This is a genomic window from Asticcacaulis sp. EMRT-3, from assembly GCF_030027245.1.
GTDB lineage: Bacteria > Pseudomonadota > Alphaproteobacteria > Caulobacterales > Caulobacteraceae > Asticcacaulis.
In genome coordinates this window covers 202,616-229,445 of the sequence record NZ_JASERT010000001.1, presented here as the reverse complement: position 1 = coordinate 229,445, position 26,830 = coordinate 202,616, and the positions used below count along the sequence as shown (strand labels likewise).

Below are 26,830 nucleotides of genomic sequence, written 5' to 3'. Positions count from 1 at the left end.
CCTATTCGGCGGGGCCAATGACGGGCAGGGCCGGATCGCTGGTGGGGCTGACTTCGGGATCGTCGTGCATCCGGCCTAATTTGGCTTCGTAAGGGCCTTTTTTGATCGTGCGGATCATCAGCTTCACCTCGATCACCGCCATCACACCATACATCAGGGTGAAGCCGGCAATGGTCAGCCAAATCTGCGTCGCGGTCAGGCTGGAAGCCCCCATGAAGGTGGGCAGGACGCCATCCACCGCCCAGGGCTGACGGCCCACCTCGGACAGAATCCAGCCGCCTTCGATGGCGATCCACGGCAGGGGAATGGCCAGAACGCAGACCCACAGAAACAGCCGGTTCCTGTGCCTGTTGAACGTCACCATGAAGAAGGCGGTGATGAACAGGCCGATAAAGGCAAAGCCCAGCGCCGCCATCAGCCGGAAGACCCAGAACATCAGCGGCACATTGGGCACCGTATCCATCGCCGCTTTTGCAATCAGGGCGTCGCTGGCCTGACGCGGATCGGCAACGTACTTCTTGAGCAGGTAGCTGTAGCCGAGATCAGCCTTGTGCGCCTCGAATTCGGCGCGGCCCTGCATGTCATCGGGATTGACCTTCAGCCGCTCCACCCCATCATAGGCGATGATGCCGGAACGGATGCGTTCATTGGCCTTATCGACCAGTTCGAGAATGCCCACCACCGGCTGATCGAGGCTGCGCGTGGCGATCAGGCCCAGCACATAGGGGATTTTCACCTCATCATCGGTGCGCTGTTCTTTGACATTGGGCAGACCGAAAATGGCGATCCCGGCGGGTGCCGGCTCGGTGTGCCACATCGATTCGATCGCGGCCAGTTTCATCTTCTGGTTGTCGGTCAGCATGTAGCCCGACTCATCACCCAGCACGACGACAGATAAGGCAGAGGCCAGACCAAAGGCCGCCGCCACCGCCATCGAGCGCTTGGCCACGCTGATATATTTGCCTTGCAACAGATAGATGGCCGACACGCCGAGCACAAACACCGCCGCCAGCACATAGCCGGCGCTGACCGTATGGACGAACTTGGCCTGAGCCACCGGATTGAACAAAACCTGCATGAAGTCGGTCACTTCCATGCGCATGGTGGCCGGATTGAAGACCGCGCCGGCCGGGTGCTGCATCCAGCCATTGGCGATCAGGATCCACAGGGCCGACAGATTGGTGCCGAGCGCCACCATGAAGGTGACCATCAGGTGAGCGGGCCTGGACAGTTTTTCCCAGCCGAAGAACATCAGCCCCACAAAGGTCGCTTCGAGGAAGAAGGCCATCAGGCCTTCGATGGCCAGGGGGGCACCAAAAATATCGCCGACATAGTGCGAATAATACGACCAGTTCATGCCGAATTCGAATTCCATGGTCAGGCCGGTAGCGACGCCGAGCACGAAATTGATACCGAACAGAAGGCCCCAGAAGCGCGTGATCGTGCGCCAGATTTCACGGCCGGTCAGGACATAGACGCTTTCCATGATGACCAGCATGAAACTCAAGCCCAGGGTCAGCGGCACGAAAAGAAAATGATACAGCGCTGTCAGGGCGAATTGCAGCCTCGACAGTTCTACGGTACTGAGGTCCATCGGACTCTCCCCTTTAGTTGGTGTCGGAATTGGCGCAGAGCGCGAATTAGACACCTGAATGCAGCATTATACAAGGGTATGCGGCGCACAGCCTGACAAGCGGACGCACAAAACCCATAGAAAGAGTACGGCTAAGTTTTGCAACGCACAACGTCGCCAGTGTCGCACCCACCTGTCGCACCCCAGGATGTAGCCGAGAAAACCGGCATGCCTGACATTGAAATCCCGGTCAAGGCGGCGCGCGCGCAATTGCGGATATGGTCGAAAAACGCGGCCTCCGGTTTGCGCCTTGCTCACGGCCTCGGCCTGATCGATGCAGGCTTTCTGGTGTTGTTTGCCTGGGGACTGAGCCACGCGGTCAGCGATCTGCAAGGCCACCGCCACCTGCTGGGTGCCGACGCCCTGCCCATCGTTGCCCTACTGGTGGCGGTGGTGGCGCGCGCTGTTATTTTCATTATCTTACAACGCACTAACCAGAAGCTGGCGCGGCGTATCGTGCGCGATGTCCGGCTCGACCTGATGGACAAGGCGCTGGCGGGTCGCATCGATACGGCGCGTCACCAGAACCGTCTCAATGCCCTGTTCGAGGATACCGAAGCGCTAGAAGGCTATTATGCGCGCTTTGTGCAGAGCGATGTTCAGGCCCGCCTCCTGCCGCTCGTCATCATCGCCCTGATCGCCTGCGCCAGCCCTGTGGGCGCAGGGTTGCTGCTGCTTACCCTGCTACCGTTTGTCGCACTGATGGCGGTGCTCGGTATCGGCACGGGTCAGGAATCGAAGCGCCAGCTCGACGCCCTGTCGCGTCTGTCCAACCTGTTCGTCGATCGCATCAAGAGCCTGCCGCTGATTCTCGCCTTCGACGCCGGGCCGCGTCAGGCGAAGGCGGTGGATGCGGCGGCGCATGATGTGGCCGAGCGCACCTTGCGCGTGCTCAAACTGGCCTTCCTGACCTCCGCCGTGCTGGAATTTTTCAGCGCCCTCAGCATCGCCCTGATCGCCGTCTATTGCGGCTTTTATCTGCTCGGCCAGTTGCCGTTTTCCGTGCCCGAACATCTCAATCTGGCCAAGGCTTTCTTCGTTCTGGCCCTGGCCCCCGAAGTCTATGCCCCGATGCGCCGTCTCGCCGCCGCCTATCATGACCGCCAGACGGCGGTGGCCGCCACCCAGCGCCTGATGGCCATCAGCCTCATACCGCAAGCCTTGCCCGCCGCAGCGCTGATCGACGCGCCGGAAATCGTGTTTGACGAAGTGGTGTGCGGTTTTCCCGACGATCCCGGGTTTCGCATCGGCCCGGTCAGCTTCACGGCGCGCCCCGGTTCGGTGACCGCCCTGACCGGCCCGACCGGCGCGGGCAAGACCACCTTGTTGCGGCTGTTTCTCGGTCAGGGCCACATCCTGTCCGGGCGGATCACCGTCAACGGCCAGCCGCTGAACGATCTGGCGGCCAGCCTTGCCTGGGTATCGCAGCACCCGCCGATTCTGGCCGGCAGCCTTGCCGATAATCTGCGCCTCGGTCAGGCCGCCGATGACGCGCAGTTGCGCCATGCCCTCGACATCACCGGTCTGGGCGGGCTGGTGGCCAGCCGGGCAGAGGGTCTGGAAACAGCGCTGAACGAACGTGGTTCGGGCCTGTCGGGCGGCGAAAGGCGGCGCATCGGACTGGCGCGCGCCGTGCTGAAGGGGAGCCCCCTGTGGCTGCTCGATGAACCGACCGCCGATCTCGATGCCGCCGCCGAAGCCGCGCTGATGGCCTGTCTGCCCGCGCTTTTCGCCGGGCGCACCGTCATTTTTTCCAGCCACTCGCCCGTCCTGTGCGCCCTGGCCGATCAGATTGTGGAGGTGGCATGAACGACGATTTCAACAGCCGCTATCAGGCCCTTATCAAGCCCTTCGGCCCGCGCCTGTGGCTGACCGCCCTGTTCGCGGCGGGCGTCAGCGTATCGGCCGTCGCCCTGCTTGGCCTGTCGGGCTGGTTCCTGACCGCCGCCGCCGTGGCCGGTGCGGCGGGGCCGGTGCTGGCCCAGACCTTCAACTATCTGCTGCCCAGCGCCTTTATCCGCTTCTTCGCCATCAGCCGCACGGTTCTGCGCTATGGCGAACGCTATCTCGGCCACAGCGCGGCCCTGCGCGCCATGGCCGATCTGCGCCCCGCCCTGTTTAAGCGTCTGCTGGACCAGGACAGGACGCATGTGCTGGCCTTAAGTCGCGGCGAAAGCTCCAGCCGCTTCGTGCAGGATGTCGGCAGTCTCGAAACCGCGCTGGTCATGCAAAGCGCGCCTGCCTCGGCGCTGGGCGGCATCGGCATGGCAGCCCTGATGTGCGCTTGGGCCAATCCGTGGGGGGCGCTGATCCTGCTGGTCTTCATGGCGGCGATTCTGGCGGCCACCTTGTATATCCACCGCCTTGTCCCGGCGAATCAGGCGGAGGCGGGTGGCGAACAGGCGGCCATCGGCGCGCTGAAGGCCCGCTTTTACGAACTGATGGCCCTGCTGCCCGATATTCGCGCCTATGACCTGCGCCAGCCCCTGCTGGACGAACTGCGCCAACTGGAAGCCCGGCTATATGCCGCCAAGACCGACACGATCGGACGCGAAGCCTTGAGCGGCGCGGTCAGCCTGATCCTGAGCGGTTTGTGCCTGATCACCCTGATCGTGTCAGATATTCATGTTCATCTCGCCGACCTCGCCCTGAGCCTGCTGGCCGCCAGCATGGGCTTTGAGAGCCTCGGTGTTCTGGCCAAGGCCATCGGCCAGCGCAGCGTGTTTAAAGAAGCGCGCAGCCGCGTCGCCAGTCTCTATGACAGCGCCCAAAGCCGCCAGACCGCCCCCCTGCCCGAAGCGCCTTATCTGAAAGCCAATGGCCTGTTTTATCATCTCGATACAGCCTTGCGCCTGCGCATCGACGGCCCTTCCGGCAGCGGCAAGACGCGACTGATCGAAGCGCTGATCGGTTTGCGCGAGGGTGGCCCCGAAGGCGTTTATGACGGCAGCCTGTTCGCCCTGTGCCCGCAGGACGCGGCGCTTCTGACCGGTTCGCTACGCGATAATCTGCTGATGGCGCTGAATGAGGCTGCCTTCAAACGCTTCAGCCGCGCCGAGATCGAGACGCAACTCTGGGCGGCGCTCGATGATGCGGCTCTGGCCGAGCGCGTGCGCAGCCTGCCCAAGGGGCTCGATAGCTGGGTGGGTGATGGCGGGGTAACCTTGTCGGGCGGCGAGCGCAAGCGACTGGCCCTGGCGCGCGCTCTGTTGCGCGAGGCACCGATCCTGCTGCTCGATGAGCCGACCGAAGGGCTCGATCTGGCCACAGAAGCCAAGGTGGTGGCGCGGCTGGAAGCCCGTTTACGTGACCGGAAACAGGGCCTGATCCTGATCAGCCACCGGCTGGCACCGCGCGCCTTGACCGGACAGTGTCTTGCGGTTCAGGCACCGTAGGCGGCAAAAAAGACGAACATCGCCGCCTCAACCTCGGCATCGATCTCGGCTTCGGAGGGTTCCGGCATATAGTTGAGCAGGCGCGCCTTGATCATCCGGCCGTGGATCAGCGAGGTGAAATGGTGCGCCGCCACGGTGACATCGGCCACTTTGAGATCGCCGCGCGCCTGTGCTTTTTCGATATAGGCACTTAAAATACGCGCCCCGGCCAGCGGCCCTGCTTCATAAAACAAACGGCCGATTTCCGGCGACTTGTTGCTTTCGGCCGAGATGACACGCCAGTTCTGCAAGGCCGGTTCAGCGGTAAAGGCGCGCACATAGCCCTTGGCAAAACGGGTCAGCACGTCGCGGGCATCGCCATCTTCGAGCAGGAGATCGGTGATTTCACCGCGATGGAAGATGCAGGAGCGCTCAACATAGGCTTCGAACAGCTCTTCCTTGCTTTTGAAATAATTATACAGCGTACCCTTCGAGCCGCCAAGGCGGGCGGCGATCGACGACATGGAGGCGCTGGCATAGCCCTCCTGCAAGAAGATTTCGGTGGCCACGTCAAGGATCGCTTCACGCCGGTCCTCGCGGTCCATGCGGCCCTTCGTATCGCTTTTTACATGAGGTTCGGTCATTTGTGTGCATCGCAAAAAAAATCGCAACCGTACTGTATGGTCATGTTGACAAATACCGCACAGCCGTCTATATGTCCAGCATAAATGACCATACAGTACGGTTTATTCAAGGCCGCGCGTCCCGCAGGCCTTTTTTCGCGCCCGACCTGTTCTATCGCTTTTCCGACCCGTCTCTTCTCAGAGTGTCCCCATGACGCAAGCCCGCCCTCGCCTTCCCCTTATCGCCGTGCTTCTGGCCGCCACCGCGCTTTCCGCCTGCACCACCCTGCCGCAAAGCGCGCCGTTCGCCCGTGAGCCCAGCCAGGCCAAGAAGGACAATCCGATCGCGGCCGTCAGCGTACAGAGCTGGTGGAAGGGCTTCGGCGATGCGCAGCTCAACAGCCTGATGAATCAGGCCCTCAACAATTCACCGACCCTGGCCATAGCCGAAGCGCGCCTCAACCAAAGCGAGGCTGTCGTATCGCAATATCATGCCTCAGCCGGGCCCAATATCGGCCTGAATGCCACCACCTTTGAGGGCAAGCAGAGCTATAATTACCTGTTCGGCCATCCGGGGGCCTTGAGCCCCTTGCCCGAAGGCTATCAGGATTATGCGCAAGCCACGCTGAATTTCGGCTGGGACCTCGATTTCTGGGGCAAGAACCGCGCCGCCATCTCGGCTGCCACCACCACCGCTCAGGCCGCTGCCGCCGATGCGGCTCAGGCACGCCTCATGCTGTCGGCTGCCGTCACCAGCGCCTATATCGATCTCGACCGTCTGTATCAGGAACGCGATCTGGCCCAGCGCGCCGTCGAAATCCGTCAGGACAGTGCGGGCCTCGTGCAGCACAAGCTCGACAATGGCGTCACCAATCGCGGTGAGTTCGATCTGGCCCAGGCCAATCTGTACGCCAGCAAATCCGATCTGGCGGCGCTCGACGAACAGATTGAGCTGAACAAGCATCTGATCGCCACCCTGATCGGGGCCTCGCCCGATGCAGCGGCGCAAATTCAGCGCCCGCAGCTCCATCCCGCTCAGGCCAGCTTTACGGGCGTACCCAGCCGGGTGAATCTCGACCTGATCGGTCGCCGACCCGACATTATCGCCGCGCGCTGGCGGGCCGAAGCCGCTTCGGCACGCATTCAGCAGGCCCACGCCGCCTTCTATCCCGACATCAATATCGCCGCCTTTATCGGCGTACAGGCCCTGCATGTCGATAAGCTGTTACAAAACGGCTCGGATATTGGTCAGGTCGGCCCTGCCCTCAGCCTGCCGCTGTTTGATGGCGGCGCGCTGAAGGCCAATCTGAAATCGGCCGAGGCCGGACACGCCGAAGCCATTGCCAGCTATAATGAGGATGTGCTGACCGCCATGCATCAGGTAGCCGACACCCTGACCAGCCAGCGCGCCCTCGCCGACCGCCTCGACAATGCCCAGAAGGCGCTCGATGCCGACGAGGAAGCCTATCGCCTGTCCAAGCTGCGCTATGATGGCGGGCTTTCGGATTACACCACGCTTCTGGTGGCCGAACAGGGGCTGATCAATCAGCGCCGCGTGGTGGCCGATCTGAAGAGCCGCGCCCTCAGCCTCGACGTGGCCCTGATCAAATCCCTGGGCGGCCAGTACGCCAACCCGGCCTAATAATTTCACACCCAAACGCACGCCTATATCGCACGAAAAACGAGAAACCGTCATGCCCGACAACACCAAGCCTTCCGCCCTCGAACAGGTCGAGGAAAATGCCGAAGCCTATAACCGCCCGGCCTCCTCTGCCCCGAGTGCCAAAACCCCGCCGCCCGCCAATAACCGACGCCGACGCCTGCTCACCTGGCTGGCCGCCGTCGTCGTCATCGGCGTCGTGGTCTATGGGGCCTATTACCTGCTCTATGCCTCGCACTATGTCTCGACCGACAATGCCTATGTCGGCACCGACATAGCGCAGGTCAATGCTCTCGTGGCCGGGCCGGTGGCCACGGTCGTGGTGTCGGAAACCCAGGCCGTCAAGGCCGGTGATGTGCTGCTGACCATCGATGATTCCGATGCCAAGATCGCCGTCGAACAGGCCAGGGCCGACCTGGCCCTGGCCCAGCGCCACGTGGCTGGTTATTATGCGTCCGATGAAGCTCTGGCGGGTCAGCTCGGCGCCCGTCAGGCCGATGTGGCGCGCGCCACGGCCATGATCGCGGCGGCGAAATCCGATCTTGATAATGCCAAGCTCGAACTGACCCGCCGCCAGAATCTGGCCAAGTCAGGCGCTGTGTCGCAGGAAGAACTGACCTCAGCGCAGAATGCCTATGACAAGGCCGAAGCCGCCTACAGCACGGCCCAGGCCGACCGTGACGCCGCTGCTGCTGCCGTTCAGTCGGCCACCGGCCAGCGCAGCGTCAATTCGGCCAATATTTCAGGCGTTTCGAGCGCGCAAAACCCTGAGGTTCTGGCCGCCCAGGCCAAGCTCGACGCCGCGCAACTGGCGCTCGACCGCACGATTGTGCGCGCCCCCGTGGCCGGTATCGTGTCGAAGAAGTCGGTCGAGGTGGGCCAGCAGGTCGCCGTCGGCACGCCTTTGATGACCGTGGTGCCAACCTCAACCGCCTATGTCGATGCGAATTTCAAGGAAGTGCAACTCGACAAGGTCAAGCCCGGCCAGAAGGTGACCCTCTATTCCGACCTGTACGGCAAGAGCGTCGTCTATCACGGCACGGTGCGCGGCCTGTCCGGCGGTACGGGCTCGGCCTTCTCGCTGATCCCCGCCCAGAACGCCTCGGGCAACTGGATCAAGGTGGTGCAACGCCTGCCGGTGCGCATCGACCTCGACCCGAAAGAACTGAAGGCGCACCCCTTGCGTGTCGGGCTGTCGATGACCGCCAGGATCGACACGCGCAAGTAATTTCCGATTGCGCTACGAGACATTCGATTTGAAGTCAGAACCCCCACCACCATCCTCCTTCGCTGACGCTTTGGAGGATGGTCCCCCTCCCCAGTAAAACTGGGGAGGTATAAGAGAAAGAATTCTTTTTCTTATACCTCCCCGGCTCGCCGGGGAGGGGGACCGCACGAAGCTGCAAAGCGGCTGAGATGCGGTGGTGGGGGCAGCTTCTTCACGCTTCCAAGCCGTATTTACCTTTTGAGGCCCGTCATGTCCTCCGCCACAGCTACTGCTGCCCCTTCCGCCGGGCCCGCCCCCCTCACCGGCACAGCGCTTGGCGTCACCGCCATCGCGCTTGCGCTCGGCACCTTCATGCAGGTGCTCGATTCGACCATCGCCAATGTGTCCATCCCCACCATAGCCGGCAATCTCGGCGTCTCAACCTCGCAGGGCACCTGGGTCATCACCTCGTTTGCCGTGGCCAACGGCATTTCCGTGCCGCTGACCGGCTGGCTGATGGGCCGCTATGGCGTGGTCAAGGTGTTTTTGGCCAGCGTCGTCATGTTCACCATCGCCTCTTTTCTGTGCGGTGTTGCGTGGAATATCGATTCGCTGATCATGTTCCGCATCTTGCAGGGTGCCGTGTCCGGCCCGATGATCCCCGGCTCGCAAGCCTTGCTGCTGATGATCTTTCCGCCCAATAAACGCGGCACAGCCCTGGCCATCTGGTCGATGACCACCCTGGTGGCGCCGATCTGCGGGCCGATTCTGGGCGGCTACATCTCCGACAATATCTCATGGCCGTGGATATTCTTCATCAACCTGCCTGTGGGGGCCATCTGCACCTTCTTATGCTGGCAGGGTTTGCAGGGGCGCGAAACCCCAACCTTCCGCCGCCAGATTGATCGTACCGGCTTCATGCTGCTGATCGTCTGGGTGGGGGCGCTGCAAATCATGCTTGATACCGGCAAGGACGCCGACTGGTTCAATTCGCCGGTCATCGTGGTTGAAACCCTTGTCGCCGTGGTCGGTTTTCTGGCCTGGGTGATCTGGGAACTGAACGACAAGCAGCCGATCGTCGATCTTTCACTGTTCAAAACGCGCAATTTCGCGCTCGGCTGCGTGGTCCTGTGCATCGGTTACGCCATCTTCTTCGGCAACAACCTGCTGATGCCCCTGTGGCTGCAAACCCAGGTCGGCTATCAGGCCTTCTGGGCCGGCATGGTGGCGGCACCTTCGGGCATGGTGGCCGTTTTCCTGACGCCGTTCGCCGCACGGATGCTCAACAAGTACGATGCGCGCATTATGGCGACGGTTTCGATGATCTTCTTCTCCCTGTCCTTCTACATGCGTTCGCTCTATACGCCTGACGCCAGCTTCGTCACCTATGCCATTCCGATGGCTGTCATGGGTGTGGCGATGAGTACCTTCTTTATTTCCATGATCGCCATCGTCCTCAATGGTGTACCGGGACAGCAGATGCCTGCGGCGTCCGGCCTGTCCAACTTCGCGCGCATCGTGGCCGGTTCGTTCGCCGCCTCGCTGGCCACCACGATCTGGGATCGCTTTGAATCGAACCACCAGACCCGTCTGGCCGAGATCATGGGCGGGGCGGGCGGCACGTCGCAGCCGGTGGCCGAGGCCATGCATCAGGCCAGCGGGCTGGGCCTCAGCCAGGCACAGGGCGCGGGTATGATCGTCCATCAGGTGGTGGGCCAGGCCTATCTCGGCGCGGCGCTTGATTTCTTCCGCGTGTCGGGGATCATCGTCCTGCTGCTGATCCCGCTGATCTGGATGTGCGGTGAAACCCGCGCGTCCGGCCCGGTTCACGCCGCCGCCGACTGATACCAACTTGCGCAAACAGCAAAAAGCGCCGTGCGGGCCTCCCTCCGCACGGCGCTTTTTTGTACGCGACGGAAAAGCCATCATGCCTGCGTTGAAGTCACGAAGCCGGGGCCGGAACTATAAAGCGTGGAGACTGCAAGATGAGCCTGACGAGTTTTGAGCCTGCTCTGGCTCTGTCACGCTTCGGACTGGGCAGCGGCCCCGATGGCGCAGCGGCGCTCGGCGATGCCCATGCCCTTCTGCTGAGCGAAATCAGCGACGGCGCGCCCGTCATCACCGGCCTGCCCGCCACGCCGGAACTGCTGGCCCAGGCTCACACCTACCAGATGGAAAAACAGACGGCGCGTAAAGCCGCCAATCAGGCCGCCGAGGCCGCCAAAACCGGCATGGCGGACACGAACATCATGGCGCCGTCCCCCCTGCCGCAGCGCCCCGGCAAGGACGACAATCCCATCCGCGCCAACCTGATCGCCGAGATCGACGCGCGTTTTGGCGGCACGGTCAAAAGCCCGGCCATCGGTTTCAACGAACGCATGGTGCAGTTCTGGGCCAATCATTTCGCTGTCTCGACCAAAAAGAATCAGCTCGTCGCCATCACCACCGGCGCTTTCGAGCGCGAAGCCATCCGGCCGCACGTCTTTGGCAGGTTTTCCGACATGCTGCTGGCGGTGGAGACGCACCCGACCATGCTGCTCTATCTCGACAATAGCCAATCGGTCGGCCCCAATTCGCGCGCTGCCAATTACCGCCCCAAGGCGGGCAAGGCAAAGGGCGGCAAGCGAGGCCTCAACGAAAATCTCGGCCGCGAAATCATGGAACTGCATACGCTCGGCGTCGGTTCGGGCTATACCCAGACCGATGTCACCACCTTCGCCAAGATCCTGACCGGCTGGAGCGTGGCGCGCGATCATGAGCGCGACGCGACGCCCGGCACCTTCGTTTTTCGCGCGGCGGCGCATGAGCCGGGCGCGCAAACCCTGATGGGCAAGACCTATGCGCAAAACGGCGTAGCGCAAGGCCGCGCCGCCCTGCTCGATCTGGCCCACCATCCGGCCACGGCCCACCATATCGCCCTGAAACTGGCCAGCCATTTTGTGGCCGATGATCCGCCACCCGCCCTGGTCGCCCGCCTGCGCGACACCTATCTGGCCAGTGACGGCGATCTGGCCGAGGTGTCGCGCGCCCTGATCAGCGCACCGGAAAGCTGGTCGCCGCAACTCGTCAAGATGCGCGCGCCGCTGGGCTATATGTGCGCCCTGATCCGCGCCACCGGCTTTACGCCCAAGCCCCAGGCGATACTGGCGGCTTTCAACGCGATGGGCCAGCCATTGTGGCAACCGGCGGGGCCCAATGGCTTCCCCGACACGGTGGCCGCATGGGCCTCGCCGGAAGGTCTGGCCACGCGCATGGATGTGGCCTCCGTCTTCGCCGCCCATCTGCCGCGCGCCGATCCGCGCCAGTTCGCCCACACCCTGTTTGGCGACCGGCTGTCGCCCGCCACCATGCAGGCCGTAGCGCGTGCCGAAACCCACACACAGGGGCTGGCGATTGTCTTCCTGTCCCCCGAATTTATGAGGTGCTGATATGCTGAACGTTCATCTGAACCGCCGTCATCTGCTGGCCTCGCTGGGCGTGACCGCCGCTTTCGGCGGTTTCATCCCGCGTCTCGCCCGCGCCGCCGGTGCGCGTGATCCGCGCCTTGTGGTGATCGTGCTGCGCGGCGCGATGGATGGGCTCGACGCCGTGCCGCCGGTTGGCGATCCCGATTTCGCGGCCCTGCGCGGTGGCTTTCCGCAGGACGGTCTGATCAAGCTCGATTCGACCTTTTCCCTGCATCCGTCTCTGGTCAATTTCAGCCGGCAATTTCAGGCCGGTCAGGGGCTGGTTATCCACGCCGTGGCCTCGCCCTACCGCGACCGTTCGCATTTCGACGGTCAGGACGTGCTCGAATCGGGCATGACATCGCCCGGCCATACCGAATCGGGCTGGCTCAACCGCGCGCTCTCGGCTCTGCCCAATGGCCAGACAGCGCAATCAGGCAGTCTGGCACGCGGCCTGGGCGTCGGCGGCTCCACCCCGCTGATCATGCGCGGCCCGGCCCCCGCCCTCGGCTGGGCACCGTCCAGTCTGAAAGCCGCCGATGCCGACCTGCCGCCGCGCCTGATGGCGCTTTACGACGAAAGCGATCCGCAACTGGCGCAAACCCTGAAGGAGGCCATCGACACCGGCAAGATCATCGGCGGCAACAATGTAGCGGGGGCCTATGGCGGCCCCGGCGACCCCAAGACGATGGCCGCGATGGCGCAAGGGGCCGCCAAGCTGCTGGCCCAGCCCGATGGCCCGCGCCTCGCCGGTCTGGCCTTCGAGGGCTGGGACACCCATGCCGCCGAACCGCAACGTCTGGCGCGCCAGTTGCAAGGGCTTGATGATTCGCTCGCCGCCTTTGAGAGCACGCTCGGCCCGGTCTGGAACGATACAGCCGTGCTGGTCGTTACCGAATTTGGTCGCACCGCCGCCGTCAACGGCACCAATGGCACCGATCACGGCACGGCCACTGTGGCGCTTTTGACCGGCGGCGCACTCAAGGGCGGTCGGGTGATCAGCGACTGGCCAGGCCTGAAACCGGCGCAACTGTATCAAAACCGCGATCTGGCCCCGACCACCGATCTGCGTTCGGTGGCCAAGGGGCTGCTGGCCGGGCTTTACGACATGCCCGACAGCGCCATGTCGCAATCGGTCTTTCCCGATTCCGCCGGAGCGAAGCCGATGCGCGATCTGATCGCTTAATTGCAAACCTTGTCGATGCCGTCCAGCGAAGCACCGGCGGGCACATGCGACAGATCGATGCCCTTTTCCATGGCGGTGCGCTCCATCAGCGAACCGTCACCGGCATGGGGGTCATCCTCGGCATAGGCCGGATCGCTCTCGGCCTGTTGCAGGGTGACATAATGCGCGCCCGCCTTGTCGAGTTCGTCGAGCACCTGCGGCAGCATGACGGCGCTGAAACCACCGATATGGGTGAGCAGCACGATTGGAATCTGGCGGCCATAGACGGTTTGCGACAGAACCGGCATCCGCGTCAGTTCGGTGCGCACACCCTCCATATAGCGCGCTTCCAGCCCCTTGATGGCGGCGGTGTCGCCCTTGGCCAGACAGCGGTTATAGCTTTCGGTATAGGCCCAGTCGGAGAAACTCATCGACACATCGGCGATATGGTAATCATGGGCGTGCAGATAGTTCATCAGCACCTGATGATCGGCACCCTCGCCTGCGCTCAGATACGGAAAACGCAGCCATTTCCAGTCTTGACCCTGCATATGGGCTGCCACGACCGGCTCGCCCCTGGCCAGATCCTTGAGAAAGGCGTCAACGCCGATCTGGCGGATATTGGGGTGGCTGTAGGTATGGTTGCCAAGCGGGAAACCCGCCTGCCGCCACAGATCGAGGACAGGTGCTGAATCCGGCTCCTGCTCGATATGGATGGCGTTGACGAAACCATAGGCCTGAGGCACGCCGTGCGCTTTCAAAGCCGCGATAATCTCACGGGCGATGGCAACGCGCGTCGTGCCCTGAGGCAGACTGCCGTGGGCGGGCAGGTCATCCACCGTTATGGCAATATCAAAACCCGGCGCCGCCGCATAGGCAGGCAGGGCCAGTAAGGACAGGAGGGTGGCGGCCGAAACCGCCAGCTTCACTAAGGGTATCTTCATCCGTCTGTTATCTCGACCTGACACGGCCTCTGCTGGGCCGTTACCGCTAACATGCGCCGCGAAGGCGAATCTGGCAAGCGCCAATTTGCCGTTATGTTGCGCAAAAAAAATTTTCGCCTTAAACAGATGCAACCGCGCCACAGGAGAGCGGGTTTTACATCGGGGGTTCACATGACTGGCAATCTTTTTCTGCGTACCGGCGTTCTGTTTCTGACATTGGGCATGATACTCGGTATTATGATGGGAATGCGTGAGGATTTCACCTACATGCCCGTCCACGCCCACATCAATCTGGTCGGTGGCGTGCTGATGCTGCTGGCGGGCCTGTTTTACAACAGCCGTCCCGGCCTGTCGCCGCGTCTCGTCACCACCCATTATGTCATCAATCTGGCGGGCGCGATTCTGCTGCCGCTCGGCATCTATGGTTCGATCACGCGCGCAGCCTGGTTCGGCCCGGTCGTCGGCATCGGCTCGATCCTGATCCTGATTTCGATGCTGCTATTTGTTTTTCTGGTGTTCAAAGGCACAGCAAAAGCCGCCTGAGCCGGGCTTTTTCGGTAAAAACGGCGTGAGCCTACCCTCGGGCGGGCCGCGCACCTTTCCGGCTGCGAGATGAGCGCCTATCTAGGGCTAGAGCAACGAGCGTTGAATTTGACTTACAAATTGAATGCGAGATGCGGAAAAACGTAAAATATAGAGCGGCGCAACCGAAAGGTCAGGATTCATGTTGATTCTACACAGCTACTGGCGCTCGACCGCCGCCTATCGCGTCCGCATCGCCCTCAATCTCAAGGGACTTGATTACAGGCAGGTGGCGCACAATCTGCGCGCCAATGCCCACCACGATGAGGCCTATCGCGCCCTCAATCCGCAAATGATGGTGCCCGCGCTTGAGGCCGGTGACGGCGCGATCCTGACGCAGAGCCCGGCCATTCTCGAATGGCTGGAGGAAACCCACCCTCTGCCGCCACTTCTTCCCTCTCAGCCGGAAGCCCGCGCCGTGGTCCGCGCCATGAGCGCCCTGATCGCCTGTGACATCCATCCGCTCAACAGTCTGCGCGTGCTGCGCGAACTGAAGCATGAATTTTCCGCCGATGAAACGCGCCGCAACCAATGGGCTGTCGGCTGGATCGCCGAGGGCTTCACGGCGCTCGAAACCCTGGTGGAAAAGCATGGCCGCGGCTTCTGCTTCGGCGACACACCTGGTCTGGCCGACGCCTTTCTGGTGCCGCAGGTCTTTTCGGCGCAAGCCTTCGGCGTCGATTTGCGTCCCTATCCGGCGATCCGCGCCGTCAATACCGCCTGCGACGAACACCCGGCCTTTGTGCGCGCCCATCCGCGTCACCAGCCTGACGCCGATACGGTGAACGCTTGAGCGACAGAGGTGAAAGCCCGCCACGGCGCGCCCTAGCCACGCCTGCGGGTCTGAAACTGGCAAGCCCGGATGAAGTCGCGCCCGACACGGCGCGGCACTTTTCGCTGGCGGTCGAAGACGGTCTGTTTCAAGGCTTTGTGGTTCATAAGGAGGGCGGCTTTTACGGCTTTGTTGATCTATGCCCGCATACCATGCTGTCGCTGACCGAATCACCGGCAGACGATTATCTGACGCCGCAGGCCGACCTGATCACCTGCGCCCGCCACGGCGCACTGTTTCGCATCACCAGCGGCCAGTGCATTGCCGGCCCCTGCGCCGGACGCGCGCTGATACCCTGGCCGGTCAGGGTTGAGAACGATGATCTGGTGACGGCCGACGTCATAAAATAAAGCTGGGCCTTGCTGCGAAGCAATACCATCGGGGCCATAGCCTGCACAAGAATGCAGCATTTTATGTCGGAGTGATCAAAAGTTCGCAGGGATGTGCAACTGGAATATAAAACTGACATAAACGTCAGTTTTGGATTTGACCCTGTTGAGCTTTTCCATTATCCTAACTTCAACTAGAAGATAAATTTCCAGAAAACGTCTAAAATGCAATCTGTTGCATCATCTGCCGTTCAGAATTGTCAGCCCCGCGCCAGACCTCGCCCGGCCTTTGTTTCATGTTGCAACACACAGCCACGTCATCGTCACGATAAAAATGCTGCGCCCTGAACGGGCGCAGCATTTTTGTCCGTAACCCTATCCTCTTTTAGAGCGGTTTGCATTCTGATTGAATCGGTCAAAGGAATGCAAACCACTCTACATTTTACGTTTTTTCGCATCTCGCATTCAATTTGTAAGTCAAATGAAACGCTCGTTGCTCTAGGCTTCGTCACACAAAAACAGCGCGAAAAGCGCAGCAGGAAACCTCATGCCCACCCCATATTTCGATTACACGCTTCGTCTGGGCGATGACGCCCTGATCCTCGGTCAGCGCCTGAGCGCCTGGGCTGGTCATGCTCCCAGCCTTGAGATCGATCTCGGCCTGTCCAATCTGGCGCTCGATCTGGTCGGTCAGGCCACCTTCTGGCTGGAACTGGCCGCGCAGCACGATTCGCAGGGCCGCAAAGCCGATACCCTGGCCTTTCATCGCGGCCCGCAGGATTTCCACAACTGCCTGCTGGTGGAGCAGCCGAACGGCGATTTCGCCCAGACCCTGGCGCGCCAGTTTCTCTATTCCAACTATCAGGCCCTGCTGATGGAGGCCCTGTCGGGCTCGACTGACAAGACGCTGGCCGAAACTGCGGATAAATGCACGCCCGACATCACCTATCATGTCGAATTCGCCACCGACTGGATGATGCGGCTTGGTGACGGCGACTGTCTGAGCCACAAGCGCCTCGTCAAGAGCCTCGGCTATATGTGGCACTTCATCGACGAACTGTTCATGATGGACGAAGTGGATAATGCCTTGCTCCAGCAAGGCATTTCCGTGGACAAGGCCGCCCTGCGCCATCCCTATGACGCGCGCATTGCCCATGTGCTGCACGACATTGGCATTGCCGTGCCGGAGGGTATGCGCCCGGTGATCCTGGGACGTAAGGGCCATGATTGCGAACACGTCGCCTTCATGCTGCACGATATGAATATCCCGCCGCACGATGGCCGTGAAACGCCCTGGTAGATCAGAAATAGGTCGTCATGGCGCTGTGGATAACCTGCGGCGCTTCGAGGAAAAACGGCCCGGCCAGCGCCCGCCACTGCTGAAAATTATCGCTGTTGCGGAAGGTGACCATATGGTGATCCACCGTGGCCCAGGTGACGCGCAGAATATAATGGCCGGGCGTTTCGATGACCCGTTCCAGCGCCATGCCATGACAACCCTCGGCCGATTTGAACAAGGGCGCGGCTCTGGCGACAGCCGCCTCGAAATCGTTGCTGCGGGCGGGATCGATACTCAGGCGGGCAATCTCAAAAATCATCATCATCTCCATCTTTATGCGCCACACATAGCGGAAAGAGGCGCATGGACGCCATGCCTGTAATCGATTACACACATGATTTCAGAATGAAAGCGGATGGAAACGGCAAAAGGGACAGCCATGCTGCCTGTCAAAGACCATCTGGCGTCATGTTCGTCTATAGGCCACGCGGCCGGATCGTCGTAAAACACGCTTTATAAAAAACAGGGATTGCGATTCGTGGCGAGCATACAGGATGTAGCAAAACTGGCGGGCGTATCGACGGCCACCGTGTCGCGCGTACTTTCCGGCTATGCCCACGTCACTCAGGATATGAAGGCGCGCGTCATGACCGCCGTGACCCGGCTCGGCTATGAGCCCAATGGCATGGCGCGCAATCTGCGTACCGCCAGAACATCGCGCCTGATCGTTACCGTGCCCGACATCACCAATATCTTCTATTCCAATATTATCCGTGGTGCCGAAGAATCCGCTCACGCCGCCGGTTACGCCGTCCTGCTCGGCGATGTCGGCACGGAAGGCGACAGTGGCGATTCCTATGCCGGCCTGCTGCGTCGCAAGGAGGCCGATGGCCTGATTTTTCTTGGCCACACCCTGCCCGTTTCACTGGCCGTCATGGCCGCCCTGCCCGATGCGCCGATCGTCAATGGTTGCGAATTCAGCGAAGCCATCACGGTTTCGAGCGTTCACATCGACAATACCGGCGCGGCGCGTGAGGTGATGGAATATCTGTACAACCTTGGCCATACGCGCATCGCCGCTTTGACCGGCCCGATGGACAGCCCGATCAGCCGCGACCGCTTCGACGGCGTGGTGGCCGCCGCCCAGAGCCGTCGCCTGATGGCGCATCTCACCGGCAAGATCGGTGATTTCAGCATTGAAAGCGGCGCCCTTCTGGCCGAACAGGTACTGGCGCAGGACAAGCGGCCCACGGCCATCTTCTGCTTCAGCGACGATATGGCTATGGGGGCGCTCTATGCCATTCGCCGCGCCGGTCTGCGTTGCCCGCAGGATGTCAGCGTGGTCGGGTTTGACGATATTCACAGCGCGCGCTTCGCCGAACCGCCCCTGACGACGGTGCGCCAGCCGATGCACGACATCGGACGGCGCTGCGTCGGCCTGCTGCTGGGCATATTGCGCGGCGACATCCGCGAACGCACCTATGTGACGCTCGCGCACCAACTGGTGGTGCGCGACAGTTCGGCCGCGCCGCCAGATGATGCGCTGTAAAGGCGACAGGTTTTAGTCCTGAGAGCGCAGATCGAGATCGGCCACCGCCGTGGCGGCCAGCAGAAACGCCCCCACGCCATAGAGCGCCGTATCGTCATAGCTGACCGCATCGGGGCGGTCGCTGACCGGCTGGACATAGCCGAGCTTGCCATCGGGATGCACCGAGCGCACCAGCGCCGCCCAGCCCTTGCGCACCACCGGCTCGTAATCGGCGGCGTTGAGAATCCCGGCCTTGACGCCCCAGGCGAAGCCATAGGTATAGAAGCCGGTGCCGCTCGATTCCGGCAGGCTGGTGGCCGGGTCGCCGAGCAGCGAGGGCGACCAGTAGCCGTCGGGCTTCTGGATCGATTTCAGCTCGATGGCCATGTCTTTGAAGATGGTGACCATCTTCGCGCGTTCAGGATCGCCTTCGGGCAGAAGCGGGATCATATGGGCCAGCCCCGCAAACACCCAGCCATTGCCACGGCTCCAGAACAGCTTGTTGCCATTGCTGTCACTACGGTCGAAGAAGCGGCTGTCCCGATACCACAGATGCAGTTTCGGATCATAGAGCCTGGCCGCCGTAGCGTTGAATTCGGATTTGGCGTAGTCGGCATAACGCGGATCGCCGGTGATCTTCGTCATGGCCAGCCAGACCGGCGGGGCCATGAACAGAGAATCGCACCAGCACCAGCGGTCGCGGCAGGTCTTGCCATCGCCGACAAAGGTCAGGTCATTGCGGGGCGGATCGGCCAGTATGGCGTCCAGATGCTGGCGGATCGGCACAAGGGCCTCAGGGCCTGCGCCGTGCGAGGCCGCCCAGATATAGCTCTGGGCGATGACGAAATCGTCGGCGTCGTATTTGCGGTCGCCCGGCTGCCAGTCATTGGCCACGCCGCGCGCCAGAATGGCCTGTTTGAATTCCGGCCGGTCGCTGTGATCGGCCAGCGCCGTCAGACCCACGAACAGCGCCCCCTGCACCCAGCCCTTCGGATCGGGATTCTTGCCGCCCGCCAGCGTAGCGAGCTGATAATCACCGACCCGTTCGGCCAGCGCGATCACCGCCTGCGGCTGCCACGGCACTGTCGGCGCCTCTGCCAGCGCACGCATCGGCATCAGCATGGCCGCCACGGCAACGAGAATGGGCTTGAAACCGGTCATGGCGCGTTTCCTTTTAGAGTTTATGGCGGCAGGCGCGAAAACTGCCGAAGGTCAGAAGACTACAGGCCGATCCGCCCGGCGGCAACCTGTCGCCGGATGATGTGCACGTCAGAGCAGGCCCGCCAGATCGAGGCCTTCCATATCGTCATAGTCGAGATTTTCACCGCCCATCGCCCATATGAAGGCATAGCTGGTAACCCCCACCCCCATATGCAGCGACCACGGCGGGCAGATCACCGCCTGCTCATTACGCACCACGATATGGCGCGTCTCATCAGGGCGGCCCATAAAGTGAAACAAAGGCGCATCGGCGGCCATGTTGAAATAGAAATAGACTTCCGAACGCCGCTCATGCGTATGGGGCGGCATGGTGTTCCACACATTGCCTGACCGCAGCAGGGTCAGGCCCATCATCAACTGGGCCGAGGCGCAGGTGTCGGGCACGATGAACTGATAGATCAGCCGGTCGTTCGAGGTTTCCTGCTCCCCGCGTTTGAGTGGCACGGCTTCGCTGCGCGCAATATGACGGCCTGGATGGGCGGCATGGGCGGGCGTGCTGGCCAGATAAAAACGTGCCGGGGTTTCAACTGACACGCTCTCGAAGCGAACCGCCTGCGCGCCCCGCCCCACATAGACGGCATCGAGCGGTGCCAGCCGATAGGCCACGCCGTCAACGCGCACAATCCCCGCCCCCTCGCCAATATTGATCACGCCCAGTTCGCGGCGTGCCAGCAGGGGCTGACCGGTATTCTGGTGCGGCAGATCGAGAGCCCCGTCCAGCGGCGAGGCCGAGCCGATGATCATGCGCTCCTGATGCACATAGGTCAGCACCACAGCCCCCGGCGCGAACAGGTCGCGGATCAGATACTGATCGCGCAGGGCCGCCGTGCTGGTGCTGTCAAGCGTGGCGGGATGGCCGGCATAATAGGTCGATCTGAACATCGATCAGTTCAGCCCCTGACCGGCTGTCTTGAGGGCGGTGCGGGCGCAGGCATCGGCCACTTCATGCGGCACGTCGGCCACGGCCAGACCACCGATCAGCCTGCCGTTTTCATGCAGCGGCAAGGAGCCGGGGTGGGGATTATAGATGTCCTTATGGGCGGCCAGTTCGGCGGCGAAGGCGGCGTCCGTCTCGCTGCGCGGCATCATCACCGAACCGGGCAGATCATAATGGGCGGCGGCAGCGGCCTTGCGCGGCGCGGCCACCGGCGGCTTGGGCGCGTCATCGGCGCGCAGCACCAGCTTGACGCGGCCCGCGCTATCGACGACGGCCACGCTGGCCGCATAGCCGCGCGACTGACAGACCTCAAGCGCGGCCTGAGCCAGGGCCAGAGATTGCGTTAAGCTGGGTTGCGGCTGCACCGTATAGGGGGTTTGCGCCTGCCCCGGCAAGGGTAAGGCCGCCAGCAGCAGCGCCGCGCCAAGGCTCAATCTCAGTCCCGCCATTTCTCGCTCCCTGTTCGGGGGCGCGCCCTGTACAGCCCTTCGCCCCGGTTCTTATGACCGAGTCTGAGGTAGCATATAAAGATACGGCATACAATATAAAGGTACGATTGGCGGCAAACTCTTTATGCCCAGACACCCAAGGCCTTGGCGCATTACAGCGTACCGATTATAGGGATTTAATTGCCCGTATAGCCAAATTCACGGCTGATCGCCAGAGCGGTGTCCTTGACATAGCCGCGCATGGCCAGCATCCGGGCATCGTCCATATATTGCTGGGCGCTCGACACGCTGATGGCGGCGGTGATCTTGCCGGTCATGTCGCGGATCGGCGCAGCCACGCAGCGGATACGGTCTTCGTTTTCGTCGAGATCAAGCGCGAAACCTTCGGCGGCATAGCCCCTCATCAGTTCGAGCCACGACAGCAGATCATAGCGGTAATGCGGCTGGTCGCGCGCCTCGCGCAGATAGACTTCGCGCAAAGTCTCCTCGTCGGCGTCCATCAGAAGCGCCTTGCCGAGGCCGGTGGGGCGCAGGGGCTGGCGCTCGCCGATCACGCAGCGCACCTCGATGCGGCGCGTACCGGGAATCTTGTCGATATAATGCACCTGATGATGATCGAGTATGCCGAGATTGACCGTATCGCCGGTATCGGCCGACAGCTTGAGCAGGTGCGGATGGGCGATGCGCGTCACGGTGATCTGCTGCGAGGCGGCCCAGCCCAGTTCAAGCAGCTTGGCCCCCAGACTATAGCCATCGCGCGGCGACAGGATCAGATATTTCAGCTCCACCAGTGTGGTGGCCAGCCGATGCACAGTGCTCTTGTTGAGGCCCAGCGACCTGGCCATCTTGCCGAGTGTATTGTCGCCCCTGGCCACGCGGTCGAGCACATCGAGGCCGCGCATCAGGGTCAGCGCCCCGCCCGCCCCGCGCGTCGCCTCGGCCTCAACATCCTGTGTCAAAACCTCGTCATCATTTATCATAGCGTTTTTCATATACTGAAACCCTTGGCGGCAGCCGCGCGATCATTCGTCCGTGAAAAGGCCCTGTGGCCGCAAAGCCAGACCCGTGCCAACGTACCGGATATAAATCTGGCTATGACTATAAATGAAATAGCTGACAATATGCAAGGCGGGCCTCTGCCGTCCTATGGCACCTGCGCCACCACCGGATGATCGAGCTGTTGCCGCGTCGCTTCCAGCCATGCCCTGAAGTCGCCTTCATCGTGAACCGCGCCTGTGTAGCCCGCAATATCCTTGTTTTCCTGCACCCAGCGCCCGCCGAAATAATAGTGAGCCTGAGGCGCGATAAATTGCAGATAGAGGGTCTGGCCGTCATTGACGGCTGCGCCCGTCACGGCATCGCGGCGATAAAAAACCGCCGTGCCGATCTTGTCCGGCCCGTGTTCCTGCGCGCCCCAGACGCCGATATAGGCCCAGCCGTCATCCGCGCCGGACAGAATCGTATCGTCGCCGGGATGGACGGTCAGGCCGGTGACGAGCGGCTCGGCCACATCCTGCTTGACGGCCCGAACCTCGGTCAGCGTACGGCCCGCCGTGATGGCATAGGTGGCGTGCAGGCGACCCGTACCCCCGCCCAGCTTGTCGGCATCGACCTCGACCTTCGCCGTTACCGGCCCATTGGCCAATATCCTGCCGGTGATGACGGACGGCCCGGTCTGTGTCGCCCTGCCCTTGCGCAGCAGGCCGACCCCGCCGACGCCCAGCGCATCACCGACCTTATAGATGTCGCCGCCCCAGCCGCGCGGATACTGATAATCATCGAAACCGCGTCCGATATAGGGAAAGACCGGATCGGGGCCGAACTTGCCGAACAGATCGGTGACATTGCGCTGGTCGAGATAAAGCCTGTAACCGGCGCGGTCCGATTCCCAGCCAATGCCCTCGAAAGCAATCAGTCCGTCATGGATGAAATGGTCGGGCGGCGAGGTAAAGCGGGTGCGATCCTCGAAATGACCGCCCTTGATGGCGTCACCCTGCAACGTGCCGCCGACCTGAACTTTGAGCGTCGCCATGACGCGCGGCGGGGCGGGCGGCGCGGCCTTGGGCTGCAAGCTGACGCGGATGCTCTGACGGGCCGCCAGCGGCATGACGAAACGCACCTCGCCCTGCCCGTCGCCATCGCTGATGGCCTGAGCGGGCAGGATCTGATTGCCCACCCGCACCGACCAGTCGCCATGCGCGCCTTTCAGCGGCACATTGACCACAGCGTCATCCTGCGCGGCGGGCAGCGGATTGCTGACCGTCACCGTCTGAGCATGAGCAGCCAGTGGCAGGAACATGGCGGCGCAGGCGAACAGGGCCGGTTTCATCATCTCAAGGTGTCCTTCCGCTGTTATCATAATCGAGCCGCCATCTGACACGCAGCGGGCCGGTCAGGTTGGCACTGCCGGAATGGCAGCGCAAGAGCGCATGAAAGGCACCGGTCGGCGTCTGGTAGGCGCGCTCATCGACCGGTGACAAAGTGCAGTTCGCAAAACCGCTGATCGTAAAGCCCCTGGCCGCACCATCGCCATAGCTGACGTGCCAGCCGTCCGCTTCGTGGCTGAGGCGGGCATCATGGCTATAGGTGGCGAAATCCAGATCGACCGCCTGCACCGGCAAGGGCGCGGCGGGCGTGAACACATCCTCGCGCACCACCTGCCCCGCCGTGAAGCGATAGGTGGTGGCCACGCGCATACGCGCATCGGGCCGGGGCGTGTTCTCACCGAGGCGATCCATCTGCGCCTGATCATAGCTGACCACCGCTCCGCCGCCCGGCAAGGCATGGGCCGCGACATGACGAAAATAGCTGAGCGGTTCGAGCTGGCTGCCATCGCTGAGCGTAAAGCGGGCGATCAGTTGCGGAAAGGCCCCGTCGGCCACCGCCCCGACCAGATCGGGCGAGAACGGGATCGGAAAATAGGGCGTATTCATGTGCTGGCCCGCCCCGCCATTGATCAGCGGCAGGCCGAACAGCCTCTGTCCGTCAATCACGGTGACCAGCGCGCGATCATAGCCCCCCGCCTTTGACGCATCATGGGCAAACCAGGTCAGGGTGAGCGGTGGTTGAGCCGCGCGCCAGACGGCCAGATCGGTCATGGGGGCCACATCGCGGTAGCCGAGCGCATTCCATTCGGCATCGGTATAGATATATTGCCGCGCCAGACTGAGATTTTCGCCGAGGATTCGGTTCTTGCCGCGATAGGCATCGGTGCGGCGGCCCTTGTCCCACATATTGACCGAACCGGTTTTCGCATCGACCCAGAAATCCATATAGCGCTGCGCCACCACCGAACTATAGCTATAGGCGGCGTCGCGCTCGGCGGGCGTCAGCAGGTCGAACGTGGCGGCGGCGCTCAGCACTTCCAGAAAGGCCGTCTCGCCATAGGTGCCGATGCTGCGGCCATATTCAAAGCCATCGCCCTGCGCATTGAGGCGCAGCAGCAGCACCTCAGCCGATGTACGCAGCCACGCCTTGACATCATCGGGTGGGGTCAGGCCCGCCTCGATATAGCGCTGCGATAATTCGCCAATTAAAAGAATACTATAGCGATCGAAACGCCCCTCGCCGTCCGTTTCGTCGGCAAAGCCGTATTGCGAATAGGTGCGGTAATGATCAAGCGTCCTGGCCAGCAGGGCCGTCATGCCGCTGGCGTCTTCCCAGCCCAGCTTGTGGCGCAGTTGCGCGATGCTGAAGGCCACGCCGTAATAGTTGTTGGGCAGGTCGATCAGCTTCAGATCCTGATCGACGAAGGTGCGCCAGTCGAGCTTATGACGCAGGGTGGCCAGGGTGTCGGGATCGACGCAGGCCTCCAGCCGTCCGGCATCCTTCAGCTTGGACAGGGCCTGCATGTAATAATAGATACCCCAGGTCGTCAGCTTGTCATCGAGCGTCAGGCGCGACAGCTTGCGAAAACCGGCCTCATAGCGCGGCAAACGCGGATCATCGGCGGGCATATGGACGATAACGAAGGCCATGCCGACGGCGATCTTGCCGCCGAGGAATTTGTCACCACTCCCAAACACATCCTGACCATCCATGCGCAGGGCACGGCCTTTGCGCATCAACTGTTCGAGCAGGGCTTCGGTCTGCGGCATCAGGCGCGATTGAATCGTGGCGTCCATAGGCGCCACAGATGGGGGCGCCACAGATGGGGTGGGCACAGATGGGGGCGCCACGGTTTGCGCCATCACCGGCGCGGCGAAACAGGCTGCCGTCAGGGTGGCAGCACAGATAAAGGCCTTGCGCATGATCACTGGCCCTTTTTACGCGGCAGGGGCGGATAGATCAGATTGATGCGCGAGGCCGCATAGGTTTTGCGATAGATGTCAGCCTTTGCATCAAGCGCCGGATCATCATAGCCCCAGGCGGCGCGCAGCAGCGCTTCATAAAGATCGCCGGTATTCATGGCGATCTCCTGCCAGTGCCAGTCGGATTCATGACCGGCATAGCCGGCGATGAAGTCCGTGGCGTGGCGCAGCGAACGCCCCTGCCCGTCATCGAAATCCCAAATATCGACCCCGGTGCAGCGGCCCAGTGCCGCCATATCGTACACCGCCTGCATGGTCCAGGTGCTGTAATGAAACGAGCGCGTGCGCGCCAGTTCACGCGGCAAACTGCCATCAGTCGCCATTTGCGGCTCCAGCCGACGCTTGGTGAAATCGGCGGCCACCTGATGAGCCAGGTCTGTTTTCCCGGCGAAAAGCGCATAGTCGGTCAGTTGCAGATCGTACCAGATGCCGTGATTATTCGCAGCCTTGCGCTCGGTCACGCCATTATCGCTGGTCGTCATCCAGTCGGTGAACTGGCCGAACCAGTCGTGCAGCCCGTCCATATCGGCCTGACTCAACGCGCCCGACGGCTGAAGCAGGCCCACGGCCTCGGTGACCGACATAAAGCCCGCCCCATCGATAATGCCATAGGAACGCCCCGCCACCCTGCCGGGCACGCCCTGGGCAAAGTTGAAATTGGGATTCATCCGCGTTTTCGGATCAAGAAACCATGTGCGCAGGATAAGCGCCGCGCGCTCGGCATATTTTTGTTCGCCGCTGTAAAAGTAAGCCAGGGCCAGAGTCTCGACGGCGTCACTCATCTCGCCCATGCGCGTCCGGTCAAAGGCTGCGGTGGCGCGCTCAGGATTGATCCGGCCATCGCGGTTGATATAGGGCAGACCGTCCGGCTTGGCGGGATCGGGCCACCAGTAGGGTGCGATGCTCATATAGTCGTGCGGATCGCCGCTCGGCGTCTGATGCGTCTTGTCGGTGACGCTCCACGGCCCCTTGCTCAGATCGGCATTGGCCTGCCGGATCAAGGCCTTATAGGCCGGACTGGCGCCCGGATCGGCGGCGATGGCGGCCTTTTCCGACATCAGCGCATCGGATCGCCACAGGAAGGTGGTGCGGCCATCAAAGGCGGCGGCATAGCCATGACTGCCATCGCAGACCGGGGCGCTCACAGCGGGCAGGCTGGCAGCGAAGACAGAGGCGGCTAAAAAACCAAAAGCAGACAACGGCAGGCGCATGGAGCGACTCCTGAACGAAGACCGAACCGCCGCCGCGGCACGACAAAAGTTTACTGGAAAAAATCGGGGCCGTCCGCGAAGACGGCCCCGCAGGCAGGAG

23 protein-coding genes are annotated in these 26,830 nt (G+C 62.1%); 12 read left to right on the top strand and 11 right to left on the bottom strand.

All coding sequences use genetic code 11. The annotated features are described in order from the left end of the window. Position 1 precedes the first annotated feature (1 nt). Positions 2–1,594, bottom strand: a complete 1,593-nt coding sequence (locus QB905_RS01105) for a cytochrome ubiquinol oxidase subunit I (RefSeq protein WP_282972728.1) — start codon at positions 1,592–1,594, stop codon at positions 2–4. Positions 1,595–1,801: 207 nt separating this feature from the next. On the opposite strand from QB905_RS01105, the gene cydD reads away from it, so the two are divergent. Both cydD and QB905_RS01095 read left to right on the top strand, forming a co-directional pair. Next, positions 1,802–3,442 (top strand): thiol reductant ABC exporter subunit CydD, encoded by a 1,641-nt coding sequence (gene cydD / locus QB905_RS01100; RefSeq protein WP_282972727.1) that lies wholly within the window; start codon positions 1,802–1,804, stop codon positions 3,440–3,442. Continuing rightward, a complete protein-coding gene (locus QB905_RS01095; protein ID WP_282972726.1) occupies positions 3,439–5,028 on the top strand; it encodes an ATP-binding cassette domain-containing protein in 1,590 nt (529 codons plus the stop codon). The genes cydD and QB905_RS01095 overlap by 4 nt, the downstream gene beginning before the upstream one ends. Here QB905_RS01095 and QB905_RS01090 read toward each other — a convergent pair. Next, positions 5,016–5,651 (bottom strand): TetR/AcrR family transcriptional regulator, encoded by a 636-nt coding sequence (locus tag QB905_RS01090; protein WP_282972725.1) that lies wholly within the window; start codon positions 5,649–5,651, stop codon positions 5,016–5,018. The two genes, QB905_RS01095 and QB905_RS01090, sit on opposite strands and share 13 nt — an antisense overlap. A gap of 190 nt (positions 5,652–5,841) precedes the next feature. On the opposite strand from QB905_RS01090, the gene QB905_RS01085 reads away from it, so the two are divergent. The 5 genes from QB905_RS01085 to QB905_RS01065 all read left to right on the top strand — a co-directional run bounded on the left by QB905_RS01085 (position 5,842) and on the right by QB905_RS01065 (position 13,129). After that, positions 5,842–7,272 (top strand): efflux transporter outer membrane subunit, encoded by a 1,431-nt coding sequence (locus QB905_RS01085; RefSeq protein ID WP_282972724.1) that lies wholly within the window; start codon positions 5,842–5,844, stop codon positions 7,270–7,272. Positions 7,273–7,324: 52 nt separating this feature from the next. Beyond that, on the top strand, positions 7,325–8,518 hold the full coding sequence (locus QB905_RS01080; protein ID WP_282972723.1) for an HlyD family secretion protein: 1,194 nt from the start codon (positions 7,325–7,327) through the stop codon (positions 8,516–8,518). 249 nt (positions 8,519–8,767) lie between these two features. Beyond that, positions 8,768–10,342: a DHA2 family efflux MFS transporter permease subunit gene (locus tag QB905_RS01075; RefSeq protein WP_282972722.1), complete on the top strand. Its 1,575-nt coding sequence runs from the start codon at positions 8,768–8,770 to the stop codon at positions 10,340–10,342. Positions 10,343–10,482: 140 nt separating this feature from the next. Beyond that, positions 10,483–11,925 (top strand): DUF1800 domain-containing protein, encoded by a 1,443-nt coding sequence (locus tag QB905_RS01070; RefSeq protein ID WP_282972721.1) that lies wholly within the window; start codon positions 10,483–10,485, stop codon positions 11,923–11,925. Between the two features lies 1 nt (position 11,926). Next, the gene (locus tag QB905_RS01065) at positions 11,927–13,129 is read left to right on the top strand and encodes a DUF1501 domain-containing protein (protein WP_282972720.1); all 1,203 of its coding nucleotides are present in this window, start codon (positions 11,927–11,929) and stop codon (positions 13,127–13,129) included. Here the strand turns inward: QB905_RS01065 and QB905_RS01060 are convergent. Next, positions 13,126–14,052: a polysaccharide deacetylase family protein gene (locus tag QB905_RS01060; RefSeq protein WP_282972719.1), complete on the bottom strand. Its 927-nt coding sequence runs from the start codon at positions 14,050–14,052 to the stop codon at positions 13,126–13,128. The two genes, QB905_RS01065 and QB905_RS01060, sit on opposite strands and share 4 nt — an antisense overlap. Before the next feature lie 171 nt (positions 14,053–14,223). Here QB905_RS01060 and QB905_RS01055 point away from each other — a divergent pair, with 171 nt between their 5' ends. The 4 genes from QB905_RS01055 to paaC all read left to right on the top strand — a co-directional run bounded on the left by QB905_RS01055 (position 14,224) and on the right by paaC (position 17,095). Then, complete coding sequence (locus QB905_RS01055) at positions 14,224–14,595, top strand: hypothetical protein (protein WP_282972718.1); 372 nt, start codon at positions 14,224–14,226, stop codon at positions 14,593–14,595. 181 nt (positions 14,596–14,776) lie between these two features. Beyond that, entirely contained in the window at positions 14,777–15,427 is a 651-nt protein-coding gene (gene maiA / locus QB905_RS01050; protein WP_282972717.1) for a maleylacetoacetate isomerase, read from the top strand. Continuing rightward, positions 15,424–15,816 carry a Rieske (2Fe-2S) protein gene (locus QB905_RS01045; protein ID WP_282972716.1) on the top strand — a complete coding sequence of 131 codons (393 nt, stop codon included), beginning with the start codon at positions 15,424–15,426 and terminating at the stop codon, positions 15,814–15,816. The genes maiA and QB905_RS01045 overlap by 4 nt, the downstream gene beginning before the upstream one ends. 526 nt (positions 15,817–16,342) lie before the next feature. After that, on the top strand, positions 16,343–17,095 hold the full coding sequence (gene paaC / locus QB905_RS01040; RefSeq protein ID WP_282972715.1) for a 1,2-phenylacetyl-CoA epoxidase subunit PaaC: 753 nt from the start codon (positions 16,343–16,345) through the stop codon (positions 17,093–17,095). Position 17,096: 1 nt separating this feature from the next. On the opposite strand, the gene QB905_RS01035 is transcribed toward paaC, so the two are convergent. After that, on the bottom strand, positions 17,097–17,393 hold the full coding sequence (locus QB905_RS01035) for an antibiotic biosynthesis monooxygenase family protein (protein WP_282972714.1): 297 nt from the start codon (positions 17,391–17,393) through the stop codon (positions 17,097–17,099). Between the two features lie 219 nt (positions 17,394–17,612). On the opposite strand from QB905_RS01035, the gene QB905_RS01030 reads away from it, so the two are divergent. Continuing rightward, positions 17,613–18,623, top strand: a complete 1,011-nt coding sequence (locus tag QB905_RS01030) for a LacI family DNA-binding transcriptional regulator (RefSeq protein ID WP_282972713.1) — start codon at positions 17,613–17,615, stop codon at positions 18,621–18,623. Between the two features lie 12 nt (positions 18,624–18,635). Here QB905_RS01030 and QB905_RS01025 read toward each other — a convergent pair whose 3' ends face one another. The 7 genes from QB905_RS01025 to QB905_RS00995 all read right to left on the bottom strand — a co-directional run bounded on the left by QB905_RS01025 (position 18,636) and on the right by QB905_RS00995 (position 26,730). Beyond that, on the bottom strand, positions 18,636–19,763 hold the full coding sequence (locus tag QB905_RS01025) for a glycoside hydrolase family 88/105 protein (protein WP_282972712.1): 1,128 nt from the start codon (positions 19,761–19,763) through the stop codon (positions 18,636–18,638). A 108-nt stretch (positions 19,764–19,871) separates the two neighbouring features. Further along, positions 19,872–20,705, bottom strand: a complete 834-nt coding sequence (gene kduI / locus QB905_RS01020; protein ID WP_282972711.1) for a 5-dehydro-4-deoxy-D-glucuronate isomerase — start codon at positions 20,703–20,705, stop codon at positions 19,872–19,874. A gap of 3 nt (positions 20,706–20,708) precedes the next feature. Continuing rightward, positions 20,709–21,209, bottom strand: coding sequence for a heme-binding protein (locus tag QB905_RS01015; protein WP_282972710.1), 501 nt, complete (start codon positions 21,207–21,209; stop codon positions 20,709–20,711). A 176-nt stretch (positions 21,210–21,385) separates the two neighbouring features. Then, positions 21,386–22,201, bottom strand: coding sequence for an IclR family transcriptional regulator (locus tag QB905_RS01010; protein ID WP_282972709.1), 816 nt, complete (start codon positions 22,199–22,201; stop codon positions 21,386–21,388). Positions 22,202–22,353: 152 nt separating this feature from the next. Continuing rightward, a complete protein-coding gene (locus QB905_RS01005) occupies positions 22,354–23,541 on the bottom strand; it encodes a DUF4861 family protein (protein WP_282972708.1) in 1,188 nt (395 codons plus the stop codon). Between the two features lies 1 nt (position 23,542). Continuing rightward, the gene (locus tag QB905_RS01000) at positions 23,543–25,459 is read right to left on the bottom strand and encodes a hypothetical protein (protein ID WP_282972707.1); all 1,917 of its coding nucleotides are present in this window, start codon (positions 25,457–25,459) and stop codon (positions 23,543–23,545) included. Between the two features lie 2 nt (positions 25,460–25,461). Next, complete coding sequence (locus QB905_RS00995; RefSeq protein WP_282972706.1) at positions 25,462–26,730, bottom strand: alginate lyase family protein; 1,269 nt, start codon at positions 26,728–26,730, stop codon at positions 25,462–25,464. Positions 26,731–26,830 lie beyond the last annotated feature (100 nt).